This is a genomic window from Rubrivivax gelatinosus (assembly GCF_004340905.1).
Taxonomy (GTDB): domain Bacteria; phylum Pseudomonadota; class Gammaproteobacteria; order Burkholderiales; family Burkholderiaceae_C; genus Rubrivivax; species Rubrivivax gelatinosus.
This window is the reverse complement of record NZ_SLXD01000007.1, coordinates 130,683-154,282: the sequence shown is the minus strand read 5'-3', so window position 1 is coordinate 154,282 and position 23,600 is coordinate 130,683. Positions and strand designations below refer to the sequence as shown.

Genomic DNA, 23,600 nt, shown 5'->3' with positions numbered 1-23,600 from the left:
TCACGACTCCATGGCCACGTCTTCGCGCTCGTCCAACCGCCTGCCGTTCTGGCTCGGCATCGCCTTCATCGTCGTCGTCCTGGACCAGTTCACGAAGACGCTGATCCTCGGGTACTTCCAGGACGGCGAATCCCGCGTCGTCACCGGCTTCTTCAACATCGTGCGCGTGCACAACAGCGGCGCGGCCTTCTCCTTCCTGGCCGATGCGGCCGGCTGGCAGCGCTGGTTCTTCGTCGGCGTCGGCGTCGTCGCCTCGGCGGTCATCGTCTGGATGCTGGCGAACCACTCGGCGCAGCGGCTGTTCAGCTTCGCGGTGACGATGATCCTCGGCGGCGCGGTCGGCAACGTCATCGACCGGCTGCTGCACGGTCACGTCATCGACTTCCTGCAGTTCCGCTTCGGCGTTCTGGAGCCGATGTTCCGCGGCGGCTACTTCCCGAGTTTCAACGTCGCCGATGCGGCGATCACGCTGGGCGCGCTCTGCCTCGTGCTCGACGAGATCCTGCGCGTGCGCCGCGGGGGCAAGTGACGGGCCTGCGCAGGCCCGAGCTTGTCCCGTAGCCGCGCCGGAAACACCCGCCTAGGCTGGTCGGGTGGACCCGGCCAAGCTTCCCGACGCAACGGCGGAGCCGGGGATGCCCGCGCTGCGCCGGCTGAGCGCGAACGCGCCGCTGCGCTGGCTGGCCGCCGGCGGGCGCGACTTCCGCCGCGCTCCGTTGATCGGGCTCTTCTTCGGCGCCTGCTTCGTCGCGATGGGCTGGCTGCTGCTGGCGGTCTTCGAACACGCACCCGCCTACACGCTGGCGCTGTCGGCCGGCTTCCTGCTGACCGGCCCCTTCCTGTGCCTGGGGCTGTACCGCGTCAGCCAGCGGCTCGAGCGCGGCGAACGCCCGACACTGGCCGACGCGGTGCTCGCCTGGCGCGAACGCGGCGGCGCGATGGCGATCTTCGGCCTCGTGCTGCTGGTGCTGGAACTCGTCTGGGGGCGCGCCGCGCTGGTCGTCTTCGCCGTGTCCTTCGACGGCATGCCGGACTTCCGCGGTTCGCTGCTGGCGCTGCTGGACCCGGCCAACCTCGGCTTCATCGTCGCCTGGACGGCCGTCGGCGGCGTCTTCGCGACGCTGATCTACGCGATCTCGGTGGTCTCGATCCCGATGATCCTGCACCGCCGCTGCGACGCGGTGACCGCCGGCCTGACGAGCCTGCGCCTGGTGAGCAGCCAGCCGGGCGTGATGGCGCTGTGGGCGGTGGCGATCGTGTTGCTGGTCGGGCTGGCGCTGCTGCCCGGTTTTGCCGGGCTGCTGCTGGCCGGGCCGGTGGTCGGCCACGCCTCGTGGCATGCGTACCGCGAGGCGGTGGCCGATTGAAGCCTCAGGGCAGCAGCACCGTCGAGCCGGTCGTGCGCCGGGCCTCCAGCGCACGATGCGCCTGGGCCACGTCCTGCAGTGGCCAGTGCTGGCCGATGAAGATCTTGACCTCGCCGCTGGCGACGACGTCGAAGAGTTCGTCGGCCATCTCCTGCGTGCGCTCGCGCGTCGCGATGTGGGTGAAGAGCGTCGCGCGCGTGACGTACAGCGAGCCCTTGGGACCGAGCGAGCCGATGGCGAACGGCGGCACCGGGCCGGAGGAGTTGCCGAAGCTCGCCAGCAGCCCGAACGGACGCAGGCAGGCCAGGCTGCCTTCGAAGGTGTCGCGGCCGACCGAGTCGTAGACCACCTTGACACCGCGGCCGCCGGTGATGTCCCTGACACGGGCGACGAAGTCCTCGCGCGTGTAGTCGATCATCGCCGCCGCACCGTGCTCCAGCGCGAGCCTGCATTTGGCCTCGCCTCCGGCGGTGCCGATCAGGCGCAGGCCGAGCGCACGCGCCCACTGGCAGGCGATCAGGCCGACGCCGCCGGCCGCGGCGTGCCACAGCACCCAGTCGCCGGGCTGCAGGCCCTCGACGGGCAGCGTTCGCTTGAGCAGGTACTGCGCCGTCAGGCCCTTGAGCATCATCGCCGCGCCGGTCTCGAAGTCGATGCCGTCGGGCAGCTGCACGACCTGGGCGGCCGGCATCACGCGCGCCTCGCTGTAGGCGCCCGGCGTGGCCGCAGCGTAGGCCGCGCGGTCACCCGGCTGCAGATGCGCCACGCCTTCGCCGACGGCCTCCACGATACCGGCGCCCTCCATGCCCAGCACGAGTGGCAGCGGGTTCTGGTACAGACCCGTGCGCTGGTAGACGTCGATGTAGTTCAGTCCGCAGGCGTGGTGACGGATGCGCACCTGGCCGGGGCCGGGTTCGCCGACCGGCAGGTCGACGCCCTGCAGCACCTCGGGGCCGCCGAAGGCCGAGATCTGGATCGCGCGCGCCATGGTGTTCTCCTCGTGGACGACGAGCGCAGGTTACGCGATGCCGAACCGCCACACCGACGGTGGCATGATCCGCCGCCCGATGAAGAGACTGATCCAAGCACCCAACCTCGTCCTGGCCACCCTCTGGGCCGACCAGCTCGGCGCCGCCGGCATCACCAGCAGCGTGCAGCGCGCCTACGCCAGCGGCATCGCCGGCGAGATCCCGCCCGACCAGAGCCTGCCCGAGGTCTGGGTCGACGACGACGACCACGCGCGTGCCCAGGCGCTGCTTGCCGAGTGGCGCCACCCACCCGAGCACACCTGGGCCTGCCCGCGCTGCCACGAGATCGTCGAAGGGCCGTTCGAACAGTGCTGGAGCTGTGGCGCCGAGAGGCCCGCGGCATGACGCTCACACCCCGGATCGCGGCACTGATGACGGTGCCGCCCATGCTGTGGGCGGGCAACGCGATGCTCGGCCGCCTGCTGGCGCCGGCGATGCCGCCGCTGCTCCTGAACTGCCTGCGCTGGTGGCTGGCGCTGGCCATCCTGCTGCCGCTGGGCTGGCGCGCCATCGGCACCCCCGAGCGCCGCGCCGAGATCCGCGCCCGCTGGCGGCCGCTGGCCGGCCTGGGGCTGCTGGGCGTGGGCGCCTACAACGCGCTGCAGTACCTGGCGCTGCACACCTCGACACCGATCAACGTGACGCTGATCGCCTCCAGCATCCCGCTGTGGATGATGCTGGTCGGCGCCCTCTTCTACCGCGAGCGCCCGCGGGCGGGCCAGCTCGCCGGTGCAGCGCTGTCGCTGGCCGGCGTGATGGTCGTGCTGCTGCGCGGCGACCTGTCCAGCCTGGGCGCGATCCGCCTCGTCGCCGGCGACCTGTGGATCCTGGTCGCGGCGCTGGCCTGGGCCGGCTACAGCTGGCAGCTGGCGCGGCCCGCGGCGTCGATGCGAGGCGAGCAGCGGCCCGACTGGAACTGGGCCGAGTTCCTGCTGGTGCAGGTGATCTTCGGCGTCGGCTGGGCGACGCTGTCGGCCGTCGGCGAGGCGATCTGGATGCCGCAGCCGGTGCTGTGGTCACCGACGGTCCTGGTGGCGCTGGTCTTCATCGCCGTCGGGCCATCGGTGCTGGCCTTCCGGCTCTGGGGCCGCGGCGTCGCCGCGGTCGGCCCGGCGATCGCGGGCTTCTTTGCCAACCTGACGCCGCTGTTCACTGCACTGCTGTCGGCGGCGCTGCTGGGCGAGCCTCCGCACCTGTACCACGCGCTGGCCTTCGCGCTGATCGTCGGCGGCATCGTCGCGTCGAACCGGCGCTGAAGGCGCGGCAAGGCAAAGAAAAGGCCCCGGTCGCTCGCGCGGCCGGGGCCTTCGGTTTGGATGGTGGAACCGGGGGGAATCGAACCCCCGTCCGCAAGCCATCGCCGGACGGTTCTACATGCGTAGCTGGCTGATTTGAGTTTGAGGGCCCGGATCGCGCAGCAGCACGCTATCCGTTCCCCGAGTCACTTGGTTTTAGGCCCGCACCGAGTGACCCGGCGCGGGACGAGCCAATGTGAATGACCTCGCAGTCTTCGGCGTTGCCGCCTCAGACCCAGCCCATCGGCCAACTGTTGCGAGGCTCACCGGTGTTAAGCGGCGAGGGCGAAACGTTCGTCGTTCGCAGTTACTTTGTTTCCAGTGGATTTACGAGCGAACTGGTGCTCGGCATGCCCCGCGCCGACTCCGCACCCACGTCGAAGCCAGGTCGGTCCCTGAGTTGCCTAGTTTAGGCCAGATCCAGCCAGTTCAAGAGCGCAAAGGGCTCTTCGAGTACCGCGTCGGCGCCCCAGGCGTGAATCGGCTCGCCACAGCCCAGGTAACCCCAGCCGGCGGCCAGCGTTCGCATGCCCGCGGCGCGCCCGGCGACGATGTCGCGGTGGTCGTCGCCGACGTAGACGCAGCCCGCCGGCGCGACACCCAGGCGGCGCGCGGCCTCGAACAGCGGCTCCGGGTGCGGCTTGGAAAATGGCGTCGTATCGCCGGCGATCAATGCCGCCGCGCGAGCGTCCAGCGCCAGACCGCGCACCACCGGCTCGGCATAGCGCATCGCCTTGTTCGTCACGATGCCCCAACGCAGGCCGGCGGCTTCCAGCGCGGCGAGCATCGGCTCGACGGTGTCGAAGACGCGCGTGGCCTGCAGCAGACGCTCGGCATAACGCGCGAGAAAGGCGTCGCGCAGCGGCTCGAAGCCGTCGTCGCCGGGCGCCAGGCCGAAGGCCGCGCCGACCATGCCGCGCGCGCCGGTGCCGACCATCGGCCGCAGCTGCTCGTAGGGCAGCGGGGCCAGCCCGTGCACCCCACGCAGGTCGTTGGCCGCCCCGGCCAGATCGGGCGCACTGTCGACCAGGGTGCCGTCCAGGTCGAACAGCACCGCCTCGGCGCGCGCCATCAGCCGGGCTTTCGCGTCGCGACGAGGTAGTTGACGCTGGTGTCGGCGGACAGCCAGTAGCGCCTGGTCAGCGGGTTGTACTGCAGGCCGCGGCTGCCGGCCGGCGACAGGCCGGCGTCGCGGCACCAGCGCGCGAGCTCGCTCGGGCGGATGAAACGTTCGTACTCGTGCGTGCCGCGCGGCAGCATCTTCAGCACGTACTCGGCGCCGACGATCGCGAACAGGAAGGCCTTGGGGTTGCGGTTGAGCGTCGAGAAGAACACCCAGCCGCCAGGCTTGGCGAGCCGGGAACAGGCCTCGATGACCGACGCCGGATCGGGAACGTGCTCGAGCATCTCCATGCAGGTGACGACGTCGAAGCTCCCCGGGCACTCGGCGGCCAGCGCCTCGGTCGCGATCTCACGGTACTCGAGATTCATCACCTCGGACTCGAGCGCATGCAGGCGTGCGACACCGAGCGCCTTGGTCGACAGGTCGATGCCGGTGACGTGCGCGGCACGGCGCGCCATCGACTCCGACAGCACCCCGCCACCGCAACCGACGTCGAGCACGGTCTTGCCGCGCAGGCCCGCCAGGCTGTCGATCCAGTCAAGGCGCAGGGGGTTGATCTCGTGCAGCGGACGGAACTCGCTCTCCGGATCCCACCAGCGGTGGGCCAGATCGCTGAACTTGGCCAGTTCCTGGGCGTCGGCGTTGACGGTCATGGTCGAATCCTAAGCGCGACAAACGAGAAACCCCGCCGAAGCGGGGTTTCGTTCTGGGAACCCGTGGGTTCCAGGCGATTACTTCTTGGTACGCGTACCGACCACTTCGATTTCCACGCGACGGTTCTTCGCGCGGCCTTCGCGGGTCTTGTTGTCGGCGACCGGCTGCTTCTCGCCCTTGCCTTCGGTGTAGACGCGGTTCTTTTCGATGCCCTTGTCGACCAGGTAGGCCTTCACGGCATCGGCGCGCTTGACCGACAGCTTCTGGTTGTAGCCATCCGGACCCGTGGCGTCGGTGTGACCCACGGCGATGACGACTTCCAGGTTGACGGCCTTGGCCTTGGAGGCCAGGTCGTCGAGCTTCGCCTTCGCTTCCGGCTTCAGGACAGCCTTGTCGAAGTCGAAGAACGCGTCAGCGGCGAAGGTGACCTTCTCGCTGACCGGAGCCGGCGGCGGCGGCGGGGGCGGCGGCGGGGGCGGCGGGGCGACCTTCGGAGCCGGAGCCGGCGGCGGCGGCGGCTTGATCGCGCCATCGCATTCCGCGGCAGCGGTTGCCGGCGTCCAGTTGGCATCACGCCAGCACAGTTCGTTCGTGCCGTTCTTCCAGACGGTGCCGTCCGTGGCACGCCAGTTGTCGATCGTCTGGCCCTGTGCCAGAACCGCGATCGGGGCGGCGAGCGCAGCGGATGCGAAGAGCACCGCCACCCTGTTCAGTTTCTTCATGTTTCTCCTCTCGAGGAAAGCCGCAGCAGTACTGCGAAACGTCCAAACCGAAAGCCTGAACTCCGGGCAAATCCCGACATGGCGGGTACTTACCACCTGCGAAGGATTGTGCCATAGGGCATCGGTACGCCTGCATTCTGACCCCTGAGCCTCGGCGTGCTCGACTGCGTGTTGCTCCGCCACGACAGGCTGCGCACCGTAGAATTCCACGTCCGATGCCAGGCCGCTCCGGCCGGGCCGCTCCTGCTCGCGCGCCACGCGATCCCGCATGTCCCAGTTCGCCAAGGAAACCCTGCCGATCAGCCTCGAAGAGGAGATGCGGCGTTCGTACCTCGACTACGCGATGAGCGTGATCGTCGGACGCGCCCTCCCCGACGCCCGAGACGGCCTCAAGCCCGTGCACCGCCGTGTCCTGTACGCGATGCACGAGCTGTCCAACCACTGGAATCGCCCGTACAAGAAGAGCGCCCGCATCGTCGGCGACGTGATCGGTAAGTACCACCCGCACGGCGACACGGCGGTCTACGACACGATCGTGCGCATGGCGCAGGACTTCAGCCTGCGCCACATGCTCGTCGACGGCCAGGGCAACTTCGGCTCGGTCGACGGCGACAGCGCCGCGGCGATGCGCTACACCGAGATCCGTCTGGCGAAGATCGCCCACGAGATGCTCGAGGACATCGACAAGGAAACGGTCGATTTCGCCCCGAACTACGACGGCTCCGAGAAGGAGCCGACGGTGCTGCCGGCGCGGCTGCCGAACCTGCTGGTCAACGGCTCGGCCGGCATCGCGGTCGGCATGGCGACGAACATCCCGCCGCACAACCTCAACGAGATCGTCGACGCCTGCCTGCATCTTTTGAAGGTGCCCGAGGCGACGATCGAGGAGCTGATGGAGATCGTGCCGGCGCCGGACTTCCCGACCGCCGGGATCATCTACGGCCTCGAAGGCGTGCGCGAGGGCTACCGCACCGGGCGCGGCCGCGTCGTGATGCGCGCCAAGTGCCACTTCGAGGACATCGACCGCGGGCAGCGCCAGTCGATCATCGTCGACGAGATCCCCTACCAGGTGAACAAGAAGACGCTGCTCGAGCGCATCGCCGAGCTCGTCAACGAGAAGAAGATCGACGGCATCAGCCACATCCAGGACGAGAGCGACAAGTCCGGGATGCGCGTGGTCATCGAGTTGAAGCGCGGCGAAGTGCCCGAGGTCGTGCTCAACAACCTCTACAAGCAGACCCAGCTGCAGGACAGCTTCGGCATCAACATGGTGGCGCTGATCGACGGTCAGCCTCGTCTGTGCAACCTGAAGCAGCTGCTCGACATCTTCCTCGAGCACCGCCGCGAGGTCGTCACCCGCCGCACGGTCTACGAGCTGAAGAAGGCGCGCGAACGCGGCCACGTGCTCGAGGGCCTGGCGGTGGCGCTGGCCAACATCGACGAGTTCATCGAGACCATCAAGACCAGCCCGACGCCGCCGATGGCCAAGGCGGCGCTGATGTCCAAGGCCTGGGACAGCTCGATGGTGCGCGAGATGCTCGCGCGCGCCGAGGAGTCGACGGCCGGCGGACGCGCCGCCTACCGCCCCGAGGGCCTGCCCGCGGGCTACGGCCTGCAGGCCGACGGCCTGTACCGCCTGTCCGAGGACCAGGCGCAGGAAATCCTGCAGATGCGCCTGCAGCGCCTGACCGGCCTGGAGCAGGACAAGATCATCGGCGAGTACCGCGAGGTCATGTCGCAGATCGCCGACCTGCTGGACATCCTTTCGCGCCCCGAGCGCGTCACCGCGATCCTCGTCGAGGAACTGAACGCGCTGCGCCAGGAGTTCGGCCAGGCCAAGGTCGGCGCGCGCCGCAGCGTCATCGAACGCAACGCGCTCGAGCTCGGCACCGAGGACCTGATCACGCCGACCGACATGGTCGTCACGCTCAGCCACACCGGTTACATCAAGAGCCAGCCGCTGACCGAGTACAGCGCCCAGCGCCGCGGCGGCCGCGGCAAGCAGGCGACGCAGACCAAGGAAGACGACTGGATCGACCAGCTCTTCATCGCCAACACGCACGACTGGATCCTGTGCTTCTCCGACCGCGGCCGCGTCTACTGGCTCAAGGTCTGGGAGGTGCCGCAGGGCTCGCGCAACTCGCGCGGCAAGCCGATCGTCAACATGTTCCCGCTGCAGCCCGACGAGAAGATCACCGTCGTGCTGCCGCTGACCGGCGAGTTCCGCAGCTTCCCGGCGGACCACTACGTCTTCATGGCGACGGCCTTCGGCACCGTCAAGAAGACGCCGCTGGAAGACTTCAGCAACCCGCGCAAGGCCGGGATCATCGCCGTCGGCCTGGACGATGGCGACTACCTGATCGGCGCGGCGCTGACCGACGGGCGCCACGACGTGATGCTGTTCTCCGACGGCGGCAAGGCCGTGCGCTTCAACGAAGACCCGGAAGAAGGCGGCGTACGCCCGATGGGCCGCCAGGCCGGCGGCGTCAAGGGCATGGAGCTCGAACCGGGCCAGAGCGTCATCGCGCTGCTGGTCGCCGAGGACGAGACCCAGAGCGTGCTCACCGCCACCGAGAACGGCTACGGCAAGCGCACGCCGATCACCGAATACACGCGCCACCGCCGCGGCGGCAAGGGCATGATCTCGATGCTCCAGAGCGAGCGCAACGGCAAGGTCGTGGCCGCCACGCTGGCGCGCGACACCGACGAGATCATGCTGATCACCGACCGCGGCGTGCTGGTGCGCACGCGCGTCGCCGAGATCCGCGAGATGGGCCGCGCGACGCAGGGCGTCACGCTGATCTCGCTGGACGACGGCACCCGGCTCTCGGGTCTGCAGCGCATCGTCGAGAACGACGCGCAGACCGACGGCAGTGCCGGCGAAGAGCCCGCCAACGACAGCGCCGGCGACGCCGGCACGGAGAACGCTTGATGACCCAACGATTCGTGCTGGCCCTGGCTCTCGCCGCGGCCGTCCCCGCCATGGCCCAGAAAGCCTCGGCACCCGCTGCTGCGCCGGCCGCGTCGGCCGCCGCCTCCGCCGCGCCGTCGAGCCCGGCGAAGAAGGCACTGGTTGCCAAGATCCTGCAGATCCAGCAGCCGGCCGTCGAGAACATGGCGCGCCAGCTTGCCGAGCAGCCCGCCGTCATGCTGATGCAGCAGGGCGCGATGGCGGTCCAGCGCCTGCCCGCCGACAAGCGCGAAGCCGTCGTCAAGGGCATGCAGGCCGACGCCAAGAAGTACGCCGACGAGGCCACGCCGATCGTGCGCGACCGCGCCGTCAAGCTCGCGCCGAGCACCATCGGGGTGCTGCTGGAGCAGCGCTTCACCGAAGCCGAACTCAAGCAGCTCGTCGGCATCCTCGAGTCGCCGGTCAACCGCAAGTTCCAGTCGCTGAACGGCGACATGCAGCGCGCCATCGGCGAGAAGCTCGTCGCGGAGACCAAGCCGCTGGTCGCGCCCAAGGTGCAGGCGATGGAACAGTCGGTGCGCAAGCGCTTCGAGGCTGCGGCGCCGGCCGCCGCGGCGAGCGCGCCCAAGCAGTGAAGACTCCCCAGGTCGAGTCCTCGGACGCCCTCGTCGGCCTGCGCCAGCAGATCGACGCGGTCGACCGCGAACTGCTCGAACTGCTCAACCGCCGCGCCGGCCTGGCGCTGGCGGTGGGCGAGCTGAAGAAGCGCGAGGGCTCGGTCGTCTTCCGCCCCGAACGCGAGGCCCAGGTCATCGACGGCATGAAGGCCGTGAACCCGGGGCCGCTGCAGACCGCGAGCATCGCGCCGATCTGGCGCGAGATCATGTCGGCCTGCCGCGCGCTGGAGACGCCGACGCGAGTGGCCTACCTGGGCCCGGCCGGCACCTTCAGCGAGGAAGCGGCGATCGGCTACTTCGGCAGCTCGCTGCTGCGTGTGCAGTGCGCGAGCATCGACGAGGTCTTCCACGCCGTGGCCTCGGGCGCGGCCGACTTCGGCGTCGTGCCGGTCGAGAACTCGACCGAAGGCGTCGTCGCGCGTTCGCTGGACCTGTTCCTGCACACGCCGCTGTTCATCATCGGCGAGACCAGCCTGTTCATCCGCCAGAACCTGCTGCGGCGCGAGAACTCGCTGGAAGGCATCCGCGCCGTCTGCGCCCACCCGCAGGCGCTGGCGCAGTGCCACGGCTGGCTCAGCCACCACCTGCCCGACGCCGAGCGCCGCCCGGCCTCGAGCAACGCCGAAGGCGCGCGCCTGGCCTCGCTGGACAGCGGCGTCGCGGCGATCGCCAGCGTGCGCGCGGCCAGCGAGTTCGGCCTGCACGTGCTGGCGCCTGCGATCCAGGACGACGCCCACAACCGCACGCGCTTCGCGATCGTCACCCACCCCGACCGCCACCCGGTGCCCAAACCCTCGGGCCACGACTGCACGAGCCTCGTGCTGTCGGTGAAGAACCGGCCGGGCGCGGTGCACGACATGCTGGTGCCGCTCAAGCGCCACGACGTCTCGATGTCGCGCTTCGAGTCGCGCCCGGCGCGTTCGGGCCAGTGGGAGTACTACTTCTACATCGACGTCCAGGGCCATCCCGACGAGCCCAAGGTCGGTGCCGCACTGCGTGAGCTGCACGACGCCTGCGCCTTCTTCAAGATCCTCGGGGCCTACCCGGTGGACGTGCACTGATGTTCCAGCAACTCGGCGTCATCGGCTGCGGCCTGATGGGCGGCTCCTTCGCGCTGGCGCTCAAGCGCGCGGGCCTGGTCAAGCGCGTCATCGGCTACAGCAAGAGCCCGTCGACGACCGAACGCGCGAAGAAGCTCGGCGTCATCGACGTCGTGGCGGAGTCGGCGTTGCTGGCCGTCGCCGGTTCGGACGTCGTGCTGCTGTCGGTGCCGGTGGCGGCCACCGAATCGACCTTCAAGGCCATCCGCCATCTCGTCGAGCCGGGCGTGCTGTTCATGGACGTCGGCAGCACCAAACGCGACGTCGTCGACGCCGCGCGCCGCGTGCTGCGCGAACGCCTGGGCTCGTTCGTGCCGGCGCACCCGATCGCCGGCAAGGAACTGGCCGGCATCGGCCACGCCGACGCGGCGCTCTACGCCGGCCGCCAGGTCATCCTGACGCCGCTGCCGCAGACCTCGCCCGAGCTGGTGCAGAAGGCCACCGACGTCTGGTCGGCGATCGGCGCGCAGGTGCTGAAGATGACGCCGGAGAACCACGACGCCGCCTTCGCCGCCGTCAGCCACCTGCCGCACCTGCTGGCCTTCGCCTACTTCTCGGCGGTGGTCGGCCAGCCCGCCGGGCGCGACTTCCTGTCGCTGGCCGGCCCGGGCTTTCGCGACTTCACGCGCATCGCCGCCAGCAACCCCGAGATGTGGCGCGACGTGCTGAGCGCCAACCGCGAAGAGATCCTCAAGCAGTCGCAGCGCTTCCGCCAGTCGCTCGACGCCTTCGAACAGCTGATGCTGAGCGGCAACACCGACGCGCTGGAAGCAATGATCCGCGCCGCCGCCGAAGGCCGTGCCGGCTGGCAGATGGGCGCGCCGCGATCGGCCCAGCGCTGACGCCTTCTCCAACCCGATGTTCCGCACTCCCTTCCTCGACCTGCCGCCGATGGCAGGCGCGGCCGGCACCGTCCGGCTGCCCGGCTCCAAGAGCATCTCCAACCGCGTGCTGCTGCTCGCCGGCCTGGCCGACGGCACGACGCGCGTGCACGACCTGCTGGCCAGCGACGACACGCGCGTCATGCTCGACGCCCTGCGCGCGCTGGGCTGCGGCATCGCCCACGACGCCGACGGCACACTGGCCGTCACCGGCCTGGGCGGCCGGCTGTCGGTGCACGAGACCAGGCTGTTCCTCGGCAACGCCGGCACCGCGATGCGGCCGCTGGCCGCCGCGCTGGCGGTGCTGGCGACGCTGCAGGGCGGCGACTTCGAGCTCTGCGGCGTGCCGCGCATGCACGAGCGCCCGATCGGCGACCTCGTCGACGCGCTGCGCCCGCTGGGCTGCACGATCGAGGACCTGGGCACGCCGGGCTACCCGCCGCTGCGCCTGCGCGGCTGCGCCGGCGGCCGCCTGGCGCTGGAGCGGCCGATCCGCGTGCGCGGCGACGTCTCCAGCCAGTTCCTGACGGCGCTGCTGCTGGCGCTGCCGCTGGCCGCCGACGCCCACGACCTCGTCGTCGAGGTCGACGGCGAGCTGATCTCCAAGCCCTACGTCGAGATCACCGTCAACCTGCTGGCGCGTTTCGGCATCGCCGTGCAGCGCGAGGGCTGGCAGCGTTTCACGATCCCGCAGGGCAGCCACTACCGCTCGCCGGGCGACATCCACGTCGAAGGCGACGCCTCGTCGGCCTCGTACTTCGTCGCGCTCGGGGCGATCGCCGCGACCGGCGGCGACGCGGTGCGCATCGAAGGTGTCGGCAGCGACTCGATCCAGGGCGACATCCGCTTCGTCGAAGCGGCCCAGGCGATGGGCGCCGACGTGCGCACCGGCCCCGGCTGGCTGGAGGTGCGCCGCGGGCGCTGGCCGCTGGCCGGCATCACGCTGGACGCCAAGCACATCCCCGACGCCGCGATGACGCTGGCGGCGATGGCGCTGTACGCCGAAGGCCCGACACGCATCGAGGGCATCGCCAGCTGGCGCGTCAAGGAGACCGACCGCATCGCCGCGATGGCCGCCGAACTGCGCCGCGTCGGCGCGACGGTCGTCGAGGGGGCCGACTTCATCGAGGTGCGCGCGCCGCAGGCCTGGCTGCCGGCGGAGATCCGGACCTACGACGACCACCGCATGGCGATGTGCCTGTCGCTGGCGGCGTTCAACCCGACAGTCGGCGCACGGGTGCCCGTTCGCATCCTCGAGCCGCACTGCGTCGCCAAGACCTTCCCCGACTACTTCGAGGCCTTGTTCGGCCTGGCGCGCGCCGAGCCGGCCGAGGTGCCGGTGATCACGATCGACGGCCCGACCGCGTCGGGCAAGGGCACGCTGGCGGCCGAGGTCGCCGCAGCGCTGGGCTACGCGCTGCTGGATTCGGGTGCGCTGTACCGCGCCACCGGCATTGCGGCGCTCTGGGACGGCGTCTCGCCCGACGACGAGGCCGCGCTGGCGACGCTGGCCGCGGGCCTGGACCTGCGTTTCGGCGACGGCGCCGACGCCGGCCGCACCTGGCTGCGCGGACGCGACATCACCGACGAGCTGCGCCTGGAGACCAGCGGGCTGATGGCCTCGCAGGTCTCGGTCTGGCCCGAGGTGCGCGCCGCGCTGCACGAGCTGCAGCTGTCCTTCCGCCGCGCGCCGGGGCTGGTGGCCGACGGCCGCGACATGGGCACCGTGATCTTCCCCGACGCGCCGCTCAAGGTCTTCCTCACGGCGAGCGCCGCCCAGCGTGCCGAGCGGCGCTATAAGCAACTGATTTCCAAGGGAATTTCTGCTAATATCTCCGACCTTCGCGCGGACCTCGAGGCGCGGGACTTGCGTGACCGATCACGCAGCGTCTCGCCGTTGAAGCCGGCCGAAGACGCGCTGGAACTCGACAACTCGGCACTTTCCATCGAGGACTCGGTGGCCCAGGTGCTGGCTTGGTGGCAACAGCGCCGCCCGTTCGGCCGCACGGCCTGACGCGCGTTTTCCAGGTTCCGCCGCGCTCCCCTTCCGGCCGTCAGGCCATCGGGCGCGGCGGGTGTGTCCAACGAACCCTGCAGCCCCCGCTGCAAGCACCGCCCGGCTCTGCCTTCAACTCCTCCGGGCACAGGAACCACATGTCCGTTTCCACTACCGTCATCGCCAAGAGCGGCGCTGATGCTTTCGCCGCGCTGTTCGAAGAGTCGCTGAAGAGCAACGACATGCGCGTCGGCGAAGTGATCTCCGCCGAGGTCGTTCGCATCGAGTTCAACCACGTCGTCGTCAACGCCGGGCTCAAGAGCGAGTCCTACGTGCCCATCGACGAGTTCAAGAACGACCAGGGCGAACTCGAAGTCCAGGTCGGCGACTTCGTCGCGGTGGCGATCGACGCCGTCGAGAACGGCTACGGCGACACCATCCTCAGCCGCGACAAGGCCAAGCGCCTGGCGTCGTGGATGGCGCTGGAGAACGCGCTGGAGTCGGGCGACTTCGTCACCGGCACGGTCAGCGGCAAGGTCAAGGGCGGCCTGACGGTGCTGGTCAACGGCATCCGCGCCTTCCTGCCGGGTTCGCTGCTCGACACGCGTCCGGTCAAGGACATGAGCCCGTTCGAGGGCAAGACCATGGAGTTCAAGGTCATCAAGCTCGACCGCAAGCGCAACAACGTCGTGTTGTCGCGCCGCGCCGTCGTCGAGGCTTCGATGGGCGAAGAACGCGCCAAGCTGCTCGAGACGCTGACCGAAGGCGCCATCGTGCACGGCGTGGTCAAGAACATCACCGAATACGGTGCGTTCGTCGACCTCGGCGGCATCGACGGCCTGCTGCACATCACCGACATGGCCTGGCGCCGTGTCCGCCACCCGAGCGAAGTCGTTCAGGTCGGTCAGGAACTGTCGGCCAAGGTCCTCAAGTTCGACGCCGAGAAGAACCGCGTCAGCCTGGGCATCAAGCAGCTGGGCGACGACCCGTGGCTGGGCGTCTCGCGCCGCTACCCGAACGGCACGCGCCTGTTCGGCAAGATCACCAACATCGCCGACTACGGCGCGTTCGTCGAGATCGAGCCGGGCATCGAAGGCCTGGTGCACGTCTCCGAAATGGACTGGACGAACAAGAACGTCGCCCCGTCCAAGGTGGTCTCGCTGGGCGAGGAAGTCGAAGTCATGGTCCTCGAGATCGACGAAGACAAGCGTCGCATCTCGCTGGGCATGAAGCAGTGCAAGCCGAACCCGTGGGAAGAGTTCGCGGCCAACGTCAAGCGTGGTGACAAGGTCAAGGGCCCGGTCAAGTCGATCACCGACTTCGGCGTCTTCGTCGGCCTGTCCGCGGGCATCGACGGCCTGGTGCACCTGTCCGACCTGTCGTGGAACGAGCCGGGCGAAAGCGCGGTGCGCAACTACAAGAAGGGCCAGGAAGTCGAGGCCATCGTGCTGGCGATCGACGTCGAGCGCGAGCGCATCAGCCTGGGCATCAAGCAGCTGGACGTGGACCCGTTCACCGGCTTCACGACGCTCAACGACCGCGGCGCCATCGTCACCGGCAAGGTGAAGACGGTCGACCCGCGCGGCGCGGAGATCCAGCTCAACGACGACGTCACCGGCTACCTGCGTGCGTCCGAGATCAGCCGCGACCGCGTCGAAGACGCGCGCAACGTGCTGAAGGAAGGCGAAGACGTCTCGGTCATGATCATCAACGTCGACCGCAAGCTGCGTTCGATCCAGCTGTCGATCAAGGCCAAGGACAACGCCGAGGATCAGCAGTCGATGCAGGCCCTGCGCCAGACCAACGAGCGCGAGAACGCCGGCACGACCAGCCTGGGCGCCCTGCTGCGCGCCAAGCTCGACAACCGCGAGTAAACCGCTGTTGCACGGCCCGCGCGACCGTTCCAGGCGCGCGGGCCTTTTCGTGTTTCTAGCCGCTTGCGACCCGTCCCTGCCATGACCCGATCCGACCTCGTCGCCCGTCTTGCCGAGCGCTTCTCGCAGCTGACGCAACGCGACACCGAGTTCGCCGTCAAGACCATCCTCGACGCGATGACCGACGCGCTGGCCCGTGGCCACCGCATCGAGATCCGCGGGTTCGGCAGCTTCTCGATCAACCGTCGCCCCCCGCGCATGGGCCGCAACCCGCGCAGCGGCGAACAGGTCGTGATCCCGGAGAAGCTGGTCCCCCATTTCAAGCCCGGCAAGGCCCTGCGCGAAGCGGTCGACGCGCGCCAGCCCGCCGCGCAAGATTCCGACGCCGCCTGAAGGCGCGCCGGATCCTAGAATCGGCGCCGTGCGCCTTCTCGTCTGGCTCTTCCGGGCCTTCGTCTTCTTCACGCTGTTCGCGTTCGCGCTGAACAACCAGCAGAACGCCACCGTGCGCTGGTTCTTCGGCGCCGAGTGGCAGGCACCGATGGTGATCGTCGTGCTGGCCGCTTTCGCCGGCGGTGCGGCCGTCGGCGTGCTGGCGATGCTGCCGAGCTGGTGGCGCGAACGCCGCAAGTCGCGGCTGCAGGCGCCGCCGCCCGCCGTCCCCGCCCCGGGGCCCGCGCCGGCCCCGGTATCCGAGCTGCCGCTGGAGCACCCGCCGCGCGAAGGCCTCTGACCGGCGCCCCCCGAGCCGGCCCTCTTCCCGACCCAACCGACGCCCGATGGACTTCGACTTCCAGTGGCTGCTGATCGGCCTGCCGGTGGCCTTCGCGCTCGGCTGGCTCGCGTCGCGCTTTGACCTGCGCCAGCTGCGCCGCGACAACCGCGACGCGCCGCGCGCCTACTTCAAGGGCCTGAACCTGCTGCTCAACGAGCAGCAGGACAAGGCCATCGACGCCTTCATCGAGGCCGTCCAGAACGACCCCGACACCACCGAGCTGCACTTCGCGCTCGGCAACCTGTTCCGCCGCCGCGGCGAGTTCGAGCGCGCGGTGCGCGTGCACGAACACCTGCTCTCGCGCGCCGACCTGAAGGCCGGTGAGCGCGACCGCGCCCAGCACGAGCTGGCCCAGGACTACATGCGCGCCGGTCTCTTCGACCGCGCCGAGGACGCCTATCGCGCGCTCGAGGGCACGGCCTTCGAGACCGAAGCCTGGCTGGCGCTGCTGGCGCTGCAGGAGCGCTCGCGCAGCTGGCGCGCCGCGATCGACATCGCGACGCGCCTGGACAAGAGCGGCACCGGCTCGTACGCGCCGCGCATCGCGCACTACTGGTGCGAGCTGGCCGAGGAGGCCGACGCCGCGGGCCAGGCGGCCGACGCCGACACCGCGCTGCGGCGCGCGCTCGAGGCCGCGCCGCATGGCGCCCGGCCGCGTGTCATCGCCGGCCGGCGCGCACGCGCCGGCGGCCGCCACGAGGAAGCGGTCGAACTCTGGGATGAACTGGCCACGATGCAGCCCGGCGCCTTCGCGCTCGTGGCCGCCGACTACGCCGCCAGCGGCGAGGCCTGCGGCCGGCACGAGCACGTGCGCACGCAGCTGCAGCGCTCGCTCGAACGCAGCCCCAGCCTGGACGTCCTGCAGGCCCTGGGCCGGCTCGACCCGGCGGGCCAGCCGCAGCGCCTAGCCGACAACCTGCGCCAGCAGCCCAGCCTGACCGCCGCGCACGCCCTGCTGGCCACGCCGCCCAGGCCGGCGGCCGGCGACCCGGCGGCGCTGGACCTCGTCGAGCAGGCGCTGGCACGCGCCGCACGCCCGCTGCACCGCTACCGCTGCGCGGCCTGCGGCTTCGAGGCGCACCAGTACTTCTGGCAATGCCCGGGCTGCCTCAGCTGGGACAGCTACCCGCCGCGGCGCGTCGACGAAAGCTGAGAGATGACCCGCAACGACTCCTTCGCGCTGTACCGGCGACTGCTCGGCTACGTGCGCCCGTACTCCAAGGTGTTCGCGCTCGGGGTCCTGGCGATGATCATCAACGCCGCCGCCGAAGCCTCGGTGCCGGCGCTGCTGCAGCAGCTGATCGACGGCAGCTTCGTCAAGAAGGACCCCGAGTTCGCGCACCTGATGCCGCTGGCGCTGATCGTGCTGTTCATCGTGCGCGGGTTGTCGGACTACGTGCACTCGGTGGCGCTGGCCAGCGTCGCGACCCACGTCGTGCTGGACCTGCGCACCACGATGTTCCAGCGCATCCTGACGCTGCCGCTGGCCTACTTCGACCGCCAGCCCAGCGCCGCGCTGATGTCCAAGCTGACCTACAACGCGCAGCAGATCAGCCCGATCATCACCTCGTCGCTGATCACGATCGTCAAGGACTCGCTGACCGTCGTCGGCCTGCTCGGCTACATGCTGTGGCTGAACTGGAAGCTCTCGCTGCTGTTCTTCACCGTGCTGCCGGTCATCGCCTGGGTGATCCGTTCGGTGAGCCGCCGGCTGCGCCAGTTCAGCCGCGCTCAGCAGAACTCGATGGGCTCGCTGACCCACGTCGCGCACGAGGTGCTGGGCGCGCCGCGCGAGATCCGCATCTTCGGCGGCGCCGCCTACGAGGCCAAGCGCTTCCACGACGTCGCCGCGTCGGTGCGCCGCTACATGATGAAGACGACGCGCACCTCGACGGCCAACGGCCCGATCGTGCAGTTCATCGCCGTGCTCGCGCTGGCGGCGATCATCTACTACGCGACGCTGGCCACGCGCTCGGACCAGCTCACCGTCGGCGGCTTCGTCTCGTTCTTCGGCGCGATGGCGCTGCTGCTGGCGCCGCTCAAGCGCCTGTCCAACGTCAACGAGGCGCTGCAGCGCGGCCTGGCCGCGGCGGCTTCGGTGTTCGAGCTGATCGACGCCGAACCCGAGCGCGACACCGGAACCCGCGAGCTGTCGCGCTCCAGCGGCCACCTGCGCTTCGAGGACGTGGGCTTTCGCTACCCGGGCGCCGAGAGCGACGCACTGGACGGCGTCACGCTGGACATCCGCCCGGGTGAGTCGGTCGCGCTCGTCGGCGCCTCGGGCAGCGGCAAGTCCACGCTGATGTCGCTGATCCCGCGCTTCTACTCGCCCGACCGCGGCCGCATCCTGCTCGACGAGCTCGACACGCACGAGCTGCGCCTGGCCGACCTGCGCGCCAACATCGCGCTCGTCACCCAGCACGTCGTGCTGTTCAACGACACCGTGGCCGCCAACATCGCCTACGGCGCGCCGGGCGAGGTCAGCCGCGAGCAGATCGAACGCGCCGCCGAGGCCGCCCACGCGATGGAGTTCATCCGCGAGCTGCCGCAGGGCCTGGACACGCCGATCGGCGAGAACGGCGCGCGCCTGTCCGGCGGCCAGCGCCAGCGCCTGTCGATCGCGCGCGCGCTGCTCAAGGACGCGCCGATCCTGCTGCTCGACGAAGCGACCTCGGCGCTGGACACCGAGAGCGAGCGCATCGTCCAGCAGGCGATCGACAACCTGAAGCGCGGCCGCACCACGGTGACGATCGCCCACCGGCTGTCGACGATCGCCAACGCCGACCGCGTCGTCGTGATGGACCAGGGCCGCGTGGCCGAGGTCGGCACGCACGAGGAGCTGCTGGCGCGCGCCGGGCTGTACCACAAGCTGCACCAGCTCCAGTTCCGCGACGGCAGCGCGCCGGGCGCGACCGCCGCGCCATGAACACCGCCGCCGTGCTGCCGCTGGAGCTGCCGGCGGGCCGCCCGCCGCGCATCCTGATCGTGCGCCTGAGCGCGATCGGCGACGTCGTCATGGCCTCGGGCCTGATCCGCTCGCTGCGCGCGCGCTGGCCCGACGCGACGATCCACTGGCTGGTCGAGCCGGTGGCCGCGCCGCTGCTGGCGCACAACCCGCGCCTGGACGGCGTCAAGCCGATGCCGCGTGCGGCCTGGCAGAAGCTGTGGCGCGAACGCCGCCTGGGCGCGCTGGCCGCCGAGGTGCTGGCCTTTCGCCGCAGCCTGCGCGCCGAGCGCTACGACCTCGTGCTCGACGCGCAAGGCCTGCTCAAGAGCGGGCTGTGCGCCTGGATGACCGGCGCGCCCCAGCGCGTAGGCCTGCGCTCGCACGAAGGCAGCCAGTTCCTGGTGCACCACCGCGTGATGCCGCCGCGCGGCGCCGACCGCCGCATCGGCAGCGAGTACCGCGCGCTGGGCATCGCGCTGGGCGCCGCCGACGCCGACTTCAAGCTCGACCTGGCCGTCGGTGCGGCGCAGCGCGAACGAGCACGCGCCGTGCTCGCCGAGGCCGGAGTCGCCGGACGCTGGGTCGCGCTGTGCCCGTTCACGACGCGGCCGCAGAAGCACTGGTTCGAGGACCGCTGGGCCGAGCTGGCGGGCGCCTTCGCCGCCCAGGGGCTGCAGCCGGTCATCGTCGGCGGGCCCGGCGACGTCGAGGCCGCCCGGCGCATCGCCGCGCTGGCGCCGGCGGCCGTCGACCTGGCCGGCCGGCTCCGCCTCGACGAGACCGTCGCCGCGCTGGCCGAGGCCGCGCTGCTGGTCGGCGTCGACACCGGCCTGACCCACATGGGCACCGCGCTGGACGTGCCGACGGTGGCGCTGTTCGGCTCGACGCGACCCTACCTGGACACCGCCACGCCGCGCAGCGTCGTGCTCTACGACGCCCTGCCCTGCTCGCCCTGCCGCCGCCGCCCGAGCTGCGCCGGCCGCTTCGACTGCATGCGTTCGCTGCAGGTCCAGCGTGTGTTCGACACCGCCGTCGGCCTGCTCGGCGGCCGCCCCATGATCCCTCTCGTCCCCGCGCCATGAAAGTCCTGCACGTCGAGGCCGGCATGCACCTGTACGGCGGTGCGCTGCAGGTCGTGTTCCTGATGCGCGGGCTGGCTGCCGAGGGCGTCGACAACGTGCTCGCCGCGCCGACCGGCAGCGCCATCGCCGAGGCCGGGGCGGCGCACGCGCGCGTCGCCGCGATGGCCATGGGCGGCGACGCCGACCTGGGCATGGTCGGCCGGCTGCGCCGCCTGATCCGCGCCGAGCGCCCCGACGTCGTGCACCTGCACAGCCGCCGCGGCAGCGACCTCTGGGGCGCGCTGGCCGCGCGGCTCGAAGGCGTGCCGGTGGTGCTGAGCCGGCGCGTCGACAACCCCGAACCGCGCGCCTGGGTGGCGCTGAAGTACCGGCTGCACGAGCGCATCGTCACGATCTCCGAGGGCATCTTCCGCGTGCTCGAGGCCGAAGGCGTGCCGCGCGCCAAGCTGCGCTGCGTGCCCAGCTCGGTCGACGTCGCGCAGTACCGCCCGGGCCGCGAGGACCGCGCCTGGCTGGACGCCGAGTTCGGCCTCGCGCCCGACGAGCTGGCGGTGGGCATGGCGGCGCAATTCATCGCGCGCAAGGGCCACCGCACGCTGCTGGCGGCGCTGCCGGCGGTGCTGGCGGCGCATCCGCGCACGCGTTTCCTGCTCTTCGGCCAGGGGCCGCTGCGCGAGGCGATCGAGAACGAAGCGCGTGCCGCCGGCTTAGTCGACCGGGTGCTGTTCCCGGGCTTTCGCCAGGACCTGCCGCGCGTGCTGCCCAGCCTGGACCTGATGGTCCACCCGGCCGAGATGGAAGGCCTGGGCGTGGCGCTGCTGCAGGCCGCCGCCTGCGGGCTGCCGATCGTCGCCGGCCGCGCCGGCGGCATCCCGGAGATCGTGCTGCCGGGCGTCAACGGCGAGCTGATCGAGCCGGGCGACACGGCGGCGCTGGCGCGCCACCTGAACACGCTGCTGGGCGACGCTGCGCTGCGTACGCGCTACGGCGCCGCCGGCCGCGAGCACGTCGTCGCGCGTTTCTCCGTGGCCGCGATGGTGCGCGGCAACCTCGCCGTCTACCGCGAGCTCGTGCCCAGCAGGTAGTCGGCGACACGCACCGAGGCGTGGCCGTCGGTGCAGCCGATCAGCTCGGCGGTGCAGCGCGCGCGCCCCGCGGCGTGACCCTGCGGGTCCTGCAGCTCGCGGCGCACGACGGCCGGCAGGTCGCGCGCGCGCGCCGCGTGCGCGCCGACGTCGCGAAAGCCGTGGATCGTCTGGTCCATGCGGCGCTCGTGGCGGTAGCGCAGCGGGCCGCGGTAGCTCCAGCGCAGGCGGTAGAAGTCGCACCAGACGACCGGCCGGTCCAGCGCCGCGAACTCGAAGATCGCCGAGGAGGCCTCGCTGACCAGCACGTCGGCGACCGCCATGAAGGGCAGCAGCGAGAACGCCGCCGGCTCGGCGACGTGCACGTTGGGCAGGCGCCGCCAGGCGTCCAGGCGCTGGCGCTGGGCGGCGTACTTCTGGCTCGTCCAGGTCAGCAGATGCGGCTTGACCAGCACGTTGACGTCAGCGAGCTCGGCCGGCCAGTGGCGCGACAGGCACTCGATCGAGCTGGGGTAGAAGGTCGGCGCGTAGAGCACCGTCGGCCGCGCCGGGTCCAGCCCGGCGGCGCGCAGGTCGAAGGCCTCGGCATAGGGCCGGCCGTCGAGCAGCGGGTCCAGTTTGGCGAAGCCGACGTCGACGAAGCGGCCCTCGGGGTACAGGCGCTGCAGCTCGGCGGTGCGGAACGCGCCTTCGCTGAAGCGCACCGTGAAACGCGCCAGCGGCGCGTCGTAGTAGCAGGCCTTCACGCCGATGCCGTGGTACAGCAGCGCGCTGCGCGTGGCCGGCGGCAGGCGGTCGAGATAGCGGCAGTCGTTGCCGAAGACGATCCAGTCGGGCGCCTGCTCGCGGTACCAGGCCAGCGCCGCGTCGCCGTGGCCGACGACCTCGGAGCCGTGGCCGGCGGCGGACAGCTGCGCACGGGCCGCCGGCAGCAGCGGGTCGGCAGCGTCGGCGTGCAGCAGGAAGCGGCTGGCCACGCCGCGCCGGCGCAGCTCCTCGGCCACCGGCAGGTACTGCGGCAGGTAATAGAAGCTGGCGACGTCGAAGACGAGCTTCACCCGGCGGCCTTCTCGAACGGGCCGGGCTGCGGGAAGTAGCGCTGCAGGAATTCGACCATGCGCGCCTTGCCCTCGGGACGCGACTCCAGCGTGTCATTCAGGCAGAACTGCATCGGCCGGCAACGTTCGATGGCCTGCAGCCGGGTCTCGTAGCCCGGGCTGGAGATGCGCACGTAGTCGCCCCGCGGCGTGCCGCGCAGCGCGTGCAGCAGGTCCTTGAAGCGGGGTTTGGCCGACGGCGGCACCAGGTGCTGCACACGCGCCTTGCCGGTGGCCAGCGCGTGGAAGCTGTGCAGATAGGCGGGCAGCACGTCGGTCGGCGCACGGAACGGCGACGGCGCGGTGCGCGCCAGCGCCTCGGCGTAGGTCTCGCGCGTCAGCTCCTCCATGTAGCTGCGGCGCAGCGGGTAGGAGACGTGGCGCAGGTCGTGGTGCACCTCGACGCCGGTGCGGTCACGCACCGCGATGCGGGCGTTGGTCATGCGCACGAAGTGCAGCTCGTCGCGCCCGGCGGGGATGCGCGCCGTGTCGAAGTGCCAGTCGCGCCGGCGCGGCCGCGAGTACTTGGTGAACAGCACCGGCTCGCCGTCGGGGCCGAAGAACTCGCCCGGCTGGACCGGGCGGCCGAGGAACATGTCGTCGTTGAAGAAGACGAAGTGCTCGGCGATGCCCGGCGCGCGGTGCAGCTGCGACTCGATGGCCGCGGCGTTGTAGGTCGGCAGGCAGGCGTCGGGGTCGGGGAAGATCTCGCGGTGGTCGACGACGCGGATCTTCGGGTGCTCGCGGTCCAGCCAGGCCGGCGCCTGGGCGTCGGTGACGATGTAGATCCGGCGCACCCAGGGCGCGAAAGCGGCGACGCTGCGCAGCGAGTACTTCAGCTCGTCGTGGTCGGCAAAACGTACCGAGGCCACGGCCGAGGCCGGCGGCAGGCTGCGGCCGAACTGCGCCATGCGCGCCGCCTTGCGTTCGCGCCAGACGGGGTCGGCGCCGTCGACCCAGGTGTAAAGAAAATCCACCGGGAAATC

General features: G+C 70.7%; 21 protein-coding genes, 1 other RNA gene and 1 pseudogene. 16 read left to right on the top strand and 7 right to left on the bottom strand.

Features of this window, described 5'->3' with window-relative positions; translation table 11 throughout:
• Positions 1–10 precede the first annotated feature (10 nt).
• Complete coding sequence (gene lspA / locus EV684_RS12535; protein ID WP_132647621.1) at positions 11–529, top strand: signal peptidase II; 519 nt, start codon at positions 11–13, stop codon at positions 527–529.
• A 106-nt stretch (positions 530–635) separates the two neighbouring features.
• Complete coding sequence (locus EV684_RS12530; RefSeq protein WP_132647620.1) at positions 636–1,367, top strand: DUF2189 domain-containing protein; 732 nt, start codon at positions 636–638, stop codon at positions 1,365–1,367.
• 4 nt (positions 1,368–1,371) lie between these two features.
• On the opposite strand, the gene EV684_RS12525 is transcribed toward EV684_RS12530, so the two are convergent.
• A complete protein-coding gene (locus EV684_RS12525) occupies positions 1,372–2,355 on the bottom strand; it encodes a quinone oxidoreductase family protein (RefSeq protein WP_132647619.1) in 984 nt (327 codons plus the stop codon).
• Between the two features lie 79 nt (positions 2,356–2,434).
• On the opposite strand from EV684_RS12525, the gene EV684_RS12520 reads away from it, so the two are divergent.
• The gene (locus tag EV684_RS12520) at positions 2,435–2,740 is read left to right on the top strand and encodes a putative signal transducing protein (protein ID WP_132647618.1); all 306 of its coding nucleotides are present in this window, start codon (positions 2,435–2,437) and stop codon (positions 2,738–2,740) included.
• Entirely contained in the window at positions 2,737–3,651 is a 915-nt protein-coding gene (locus EV684_RS12515; RefSeq protein WP_132647617.1) for a DMT family transporter, read from the top strand. The genes EV684_RS12520 and EV684_RS12515 overlap by 4 nt, the downstream gene beginning before the upstream one ends.
• Before the next feature lie 61 nt (positions 3,652–3,712).
• Here the strand turns inward: EV684_RS12515 and ssrA are convergent.
• The 4 genes from ssrA to ompA all read right to left on the bottom strand — a co-directional run bounded on the left by ssrA (position 3,713) and on the right by ompA (position 6,189).
• Positions 3,713–4,086, bottom strand: a transfer-messenger RNA (tmRNA) gene (gene ssrA / locus EV684_RS12510).
• A 13-nt stretch (positions 4,087–4,099) separates the two neighbouring features.
• Positions 4,100–4,762 (bottom strand): phosphoglycolate phosphatase, encoded by a 663-nt coding sequence (gph, locus tag EV684_RS12505; protein WP_132647616.1) that lies wholly within the window; start codon positions 4,760–4,762, stop codon positions 4,100–4,102.
• A complete protein-coding gene (ubiG, locus tag EV684_RS12500) occupies positions 4,762–5,466 on the bottom strand; it encodes a bifunctional 2-polyprenyl-6-hydroxyphenol methylase/3-demethylubiquinol 3-O-methyltransferase UbiG (protein WP_132647615.1) in 705 nt (234 codons plus the stop codon). The genes gph and ubiG overlap by 1 nt, the downstream gene beginning before the upstream one ends.
• Before the next feature lie 78 nt (positions 5,467–5,544).
• Positions 5,545–6,189 carry an outer membrane protein OmpA gene (gene ompA, locus EV684_RS12495; protein WP_132647614.1) on the bottom strand — a complete coding sequence of 215 codons (645 nt, stop codon included), beginning with the start codon at positions 6,187–6,189 and terminating at the stop codon, positions 5,545–5,547.
• A 268-nt stretch (positions 6,190–6,457) separates the two neighbouring features.
• Here ompA and gyrA point away from each other — a divergent pair, with 268 nt between their 5' ends.
• The 12 genes and pseudogenes from gyrA (at position 6,458) to EV684_RS12435 (ending at position 21,517) form a co-directional block, all read left to right on the top strand.
• On the top strand, positions 6,458–9,121 hold the full coding sequence (gene gyrA / locus EV684_RS12490; protein ID WP_132647613.1) for a DNA gyrase subunit A: 2,664 nt from the start codon (positions 6,458–6,460) through the stop codon (positions 9,119–9,121).
• On the top strand, positions 9,121–9,735 hold the full coding sequence (locus EV684_RS12485) for a hypothetical protein (RefSeq protein WP_132647612.1): 615 nt from the start codon (positions 9,121–9,123) through the stop codon (positions 9,733–9,735). Before gyrA ends, EV684_RS12485 begins: the two co-directional genes overlap by 1 nt.
• Positions 9,732–10,838, top strand: a complete 1,107-nt coding sequence (pheA, locus tag EV684_RS12480) for a prephenate dehydratase (protein ID WP_132647611.1) — start codon at positions 9,732–9,734, stop codon at positions 10,836–10,838. The genes EV684_RS12485 and pheA overlap by 4 nt, the downstream gene beginning before the upstream one ends.
• Positions 10,838–11,719 carry a prephenate dehydrogenase gene (locus tag EV684_RS12475; RefSeq protein ID WP_132647610.1) on the top strand — a complete coding sequence of 294 codons (882 nt, stop codon included), beginning with the start codon at positions 10,838–10,840 and terminating at the stop codon, positions 11,717–11,719. The genes pheA and EV684_RS12475 overlap by 1 nt, the downstream gene beginning before the upstream one ends.
• Before the next feature lie 16 nt (positions 11,720–11,735).
• The gene (locus EV684_RS12470; protein WP_132647609.1) at positions 11,736–13,772 is read left to right on the top strand and encodes a bifunctional 3-phosphoshikimate 1-carboxyvinyltransferase/cytidylate kinase; all 2,037 of its coding nucleotides are present in this window, start codon (positions 11,736–11,738) and stop codon (positions 13,770–13,772) included.
• 140 nt (positions 13,773–13,912) lie between these two features.
• The gene (rpsA, locus tag EV684_RS12465; protein WP_132647608.1) at positions 13,913–15,628 is read left to right on the top strand and encodes a 30S ribosomal protein S1; all 1,716 of its coding nucleotides are present in this window, start codon (positions 13,913–13,915) and stop codon (positions 15,626–15,628) included.
• A 45-nt stretch (positions 15,629–15,673) separates the two neighbouring features.
• Positions 15,674–16,021: pseudogene (locus EV684_RS12460) on the top strand (integration host factor subunit beta); the annotation flags it as partial.
• Between the two features lie 28 nt (positions 16,022–16,049).
• Positions 16,050–16,361, top strand: coding sequence for a lipopolysaccharide assembly protein LapA domain-containing protein (locus tag EV684_RS12455; RefSeq protein WP_132647606.1), 312 nt, complete (start codon positions 16,050–16,052; stop codon positions 16,359–16,361).
• Positions 16,362–16,407: 46 nt separating this feature from the next.
• Complete coding sequence (gene lapB / locus EV684_RS12450) at positions 16,408–17,556, top strand: lipopolysaccharide assembly protein LapB (RefSeq protein ID WP_132647605.1); 1,149 nt, start codon at positions 16,408–16,410, stop codon at positions 17,554–17,556.
• Between the two features lie 3 nt (positions 17,557–17,559).
• Positions 17,560–19,329, top strand: coding sequence for a lipid A export permease/ATP-binding protein MsbA (gene msbA / locus EV684_RS12445; protein WP_132647604.1), 1,770 nt, complete (start codon positions 17,560–17,562; stop codon positions 19,327–19,329).
• Positions 19,326–20,432, top strand: a complete 1,107-nt coding sequence (gene waaF / locus EV684_RS12440) for a lipopolysaccharide heptosyltransferase II (protein ID WP_132647603.1) — start codon at positions 19,326–19,328, stop codon at positions 20,430–20,432. The genes msbA and waaF overlap by 4 nt, the downstream gene beginning before the upstream one ends.
• Positions 20,429–21,517 carry a glycosyltransferase gene (locus EV684_RS12435; protein WP_132647602.1) on the top strand — a complete coding sequence of 363 codons (1,089 nt, stop codon included), beginning with the start codon at positions 20,429–20,431 and terminating at the stop codon, positions 21,515–21,517. Before waaF ends, EV684_RS12435 begins: the two co-directional genes overlap by 4 nt.
• Here the strand turns inward: EV684_RS12435 and EV684_RS12430 are convergent.
• Positions 21,490–22,575 carry a CDP-glycerol glycerophosphotransferase family protein gene (locus tag EV684_RS12430; RefSeq protein ID WP_165908479.1) on the bottom strand — a complete coding sequence of 362 codons (1,086 nt, stop codon included), beginning with the start codon at positions 22,573–22,575 and terminating at the stop codon, positions 21,490–21,492. The genes EV684_RS12435 and EV684_RS12430 overlap by 28 nt on opposite strands.
• The gene (locus EV684_RS12425; protein ID WP_165908478.1) at positions 22,572–23,591 is read right to left on the bottom strand and encodes a stealth family protein; all 1,020 of its coding nucleotides are present in this window, start codon (positions 23,589–23,591) and stop codon (positions 22,572–22,574) included. The genes EV684_RS12430 and EV684_RS12425 overlap by 4 nt, the downstream gene beginning before the upstream one ends.
• Positions 23,592–23,600: the final 9 nt, after the last annotated feature.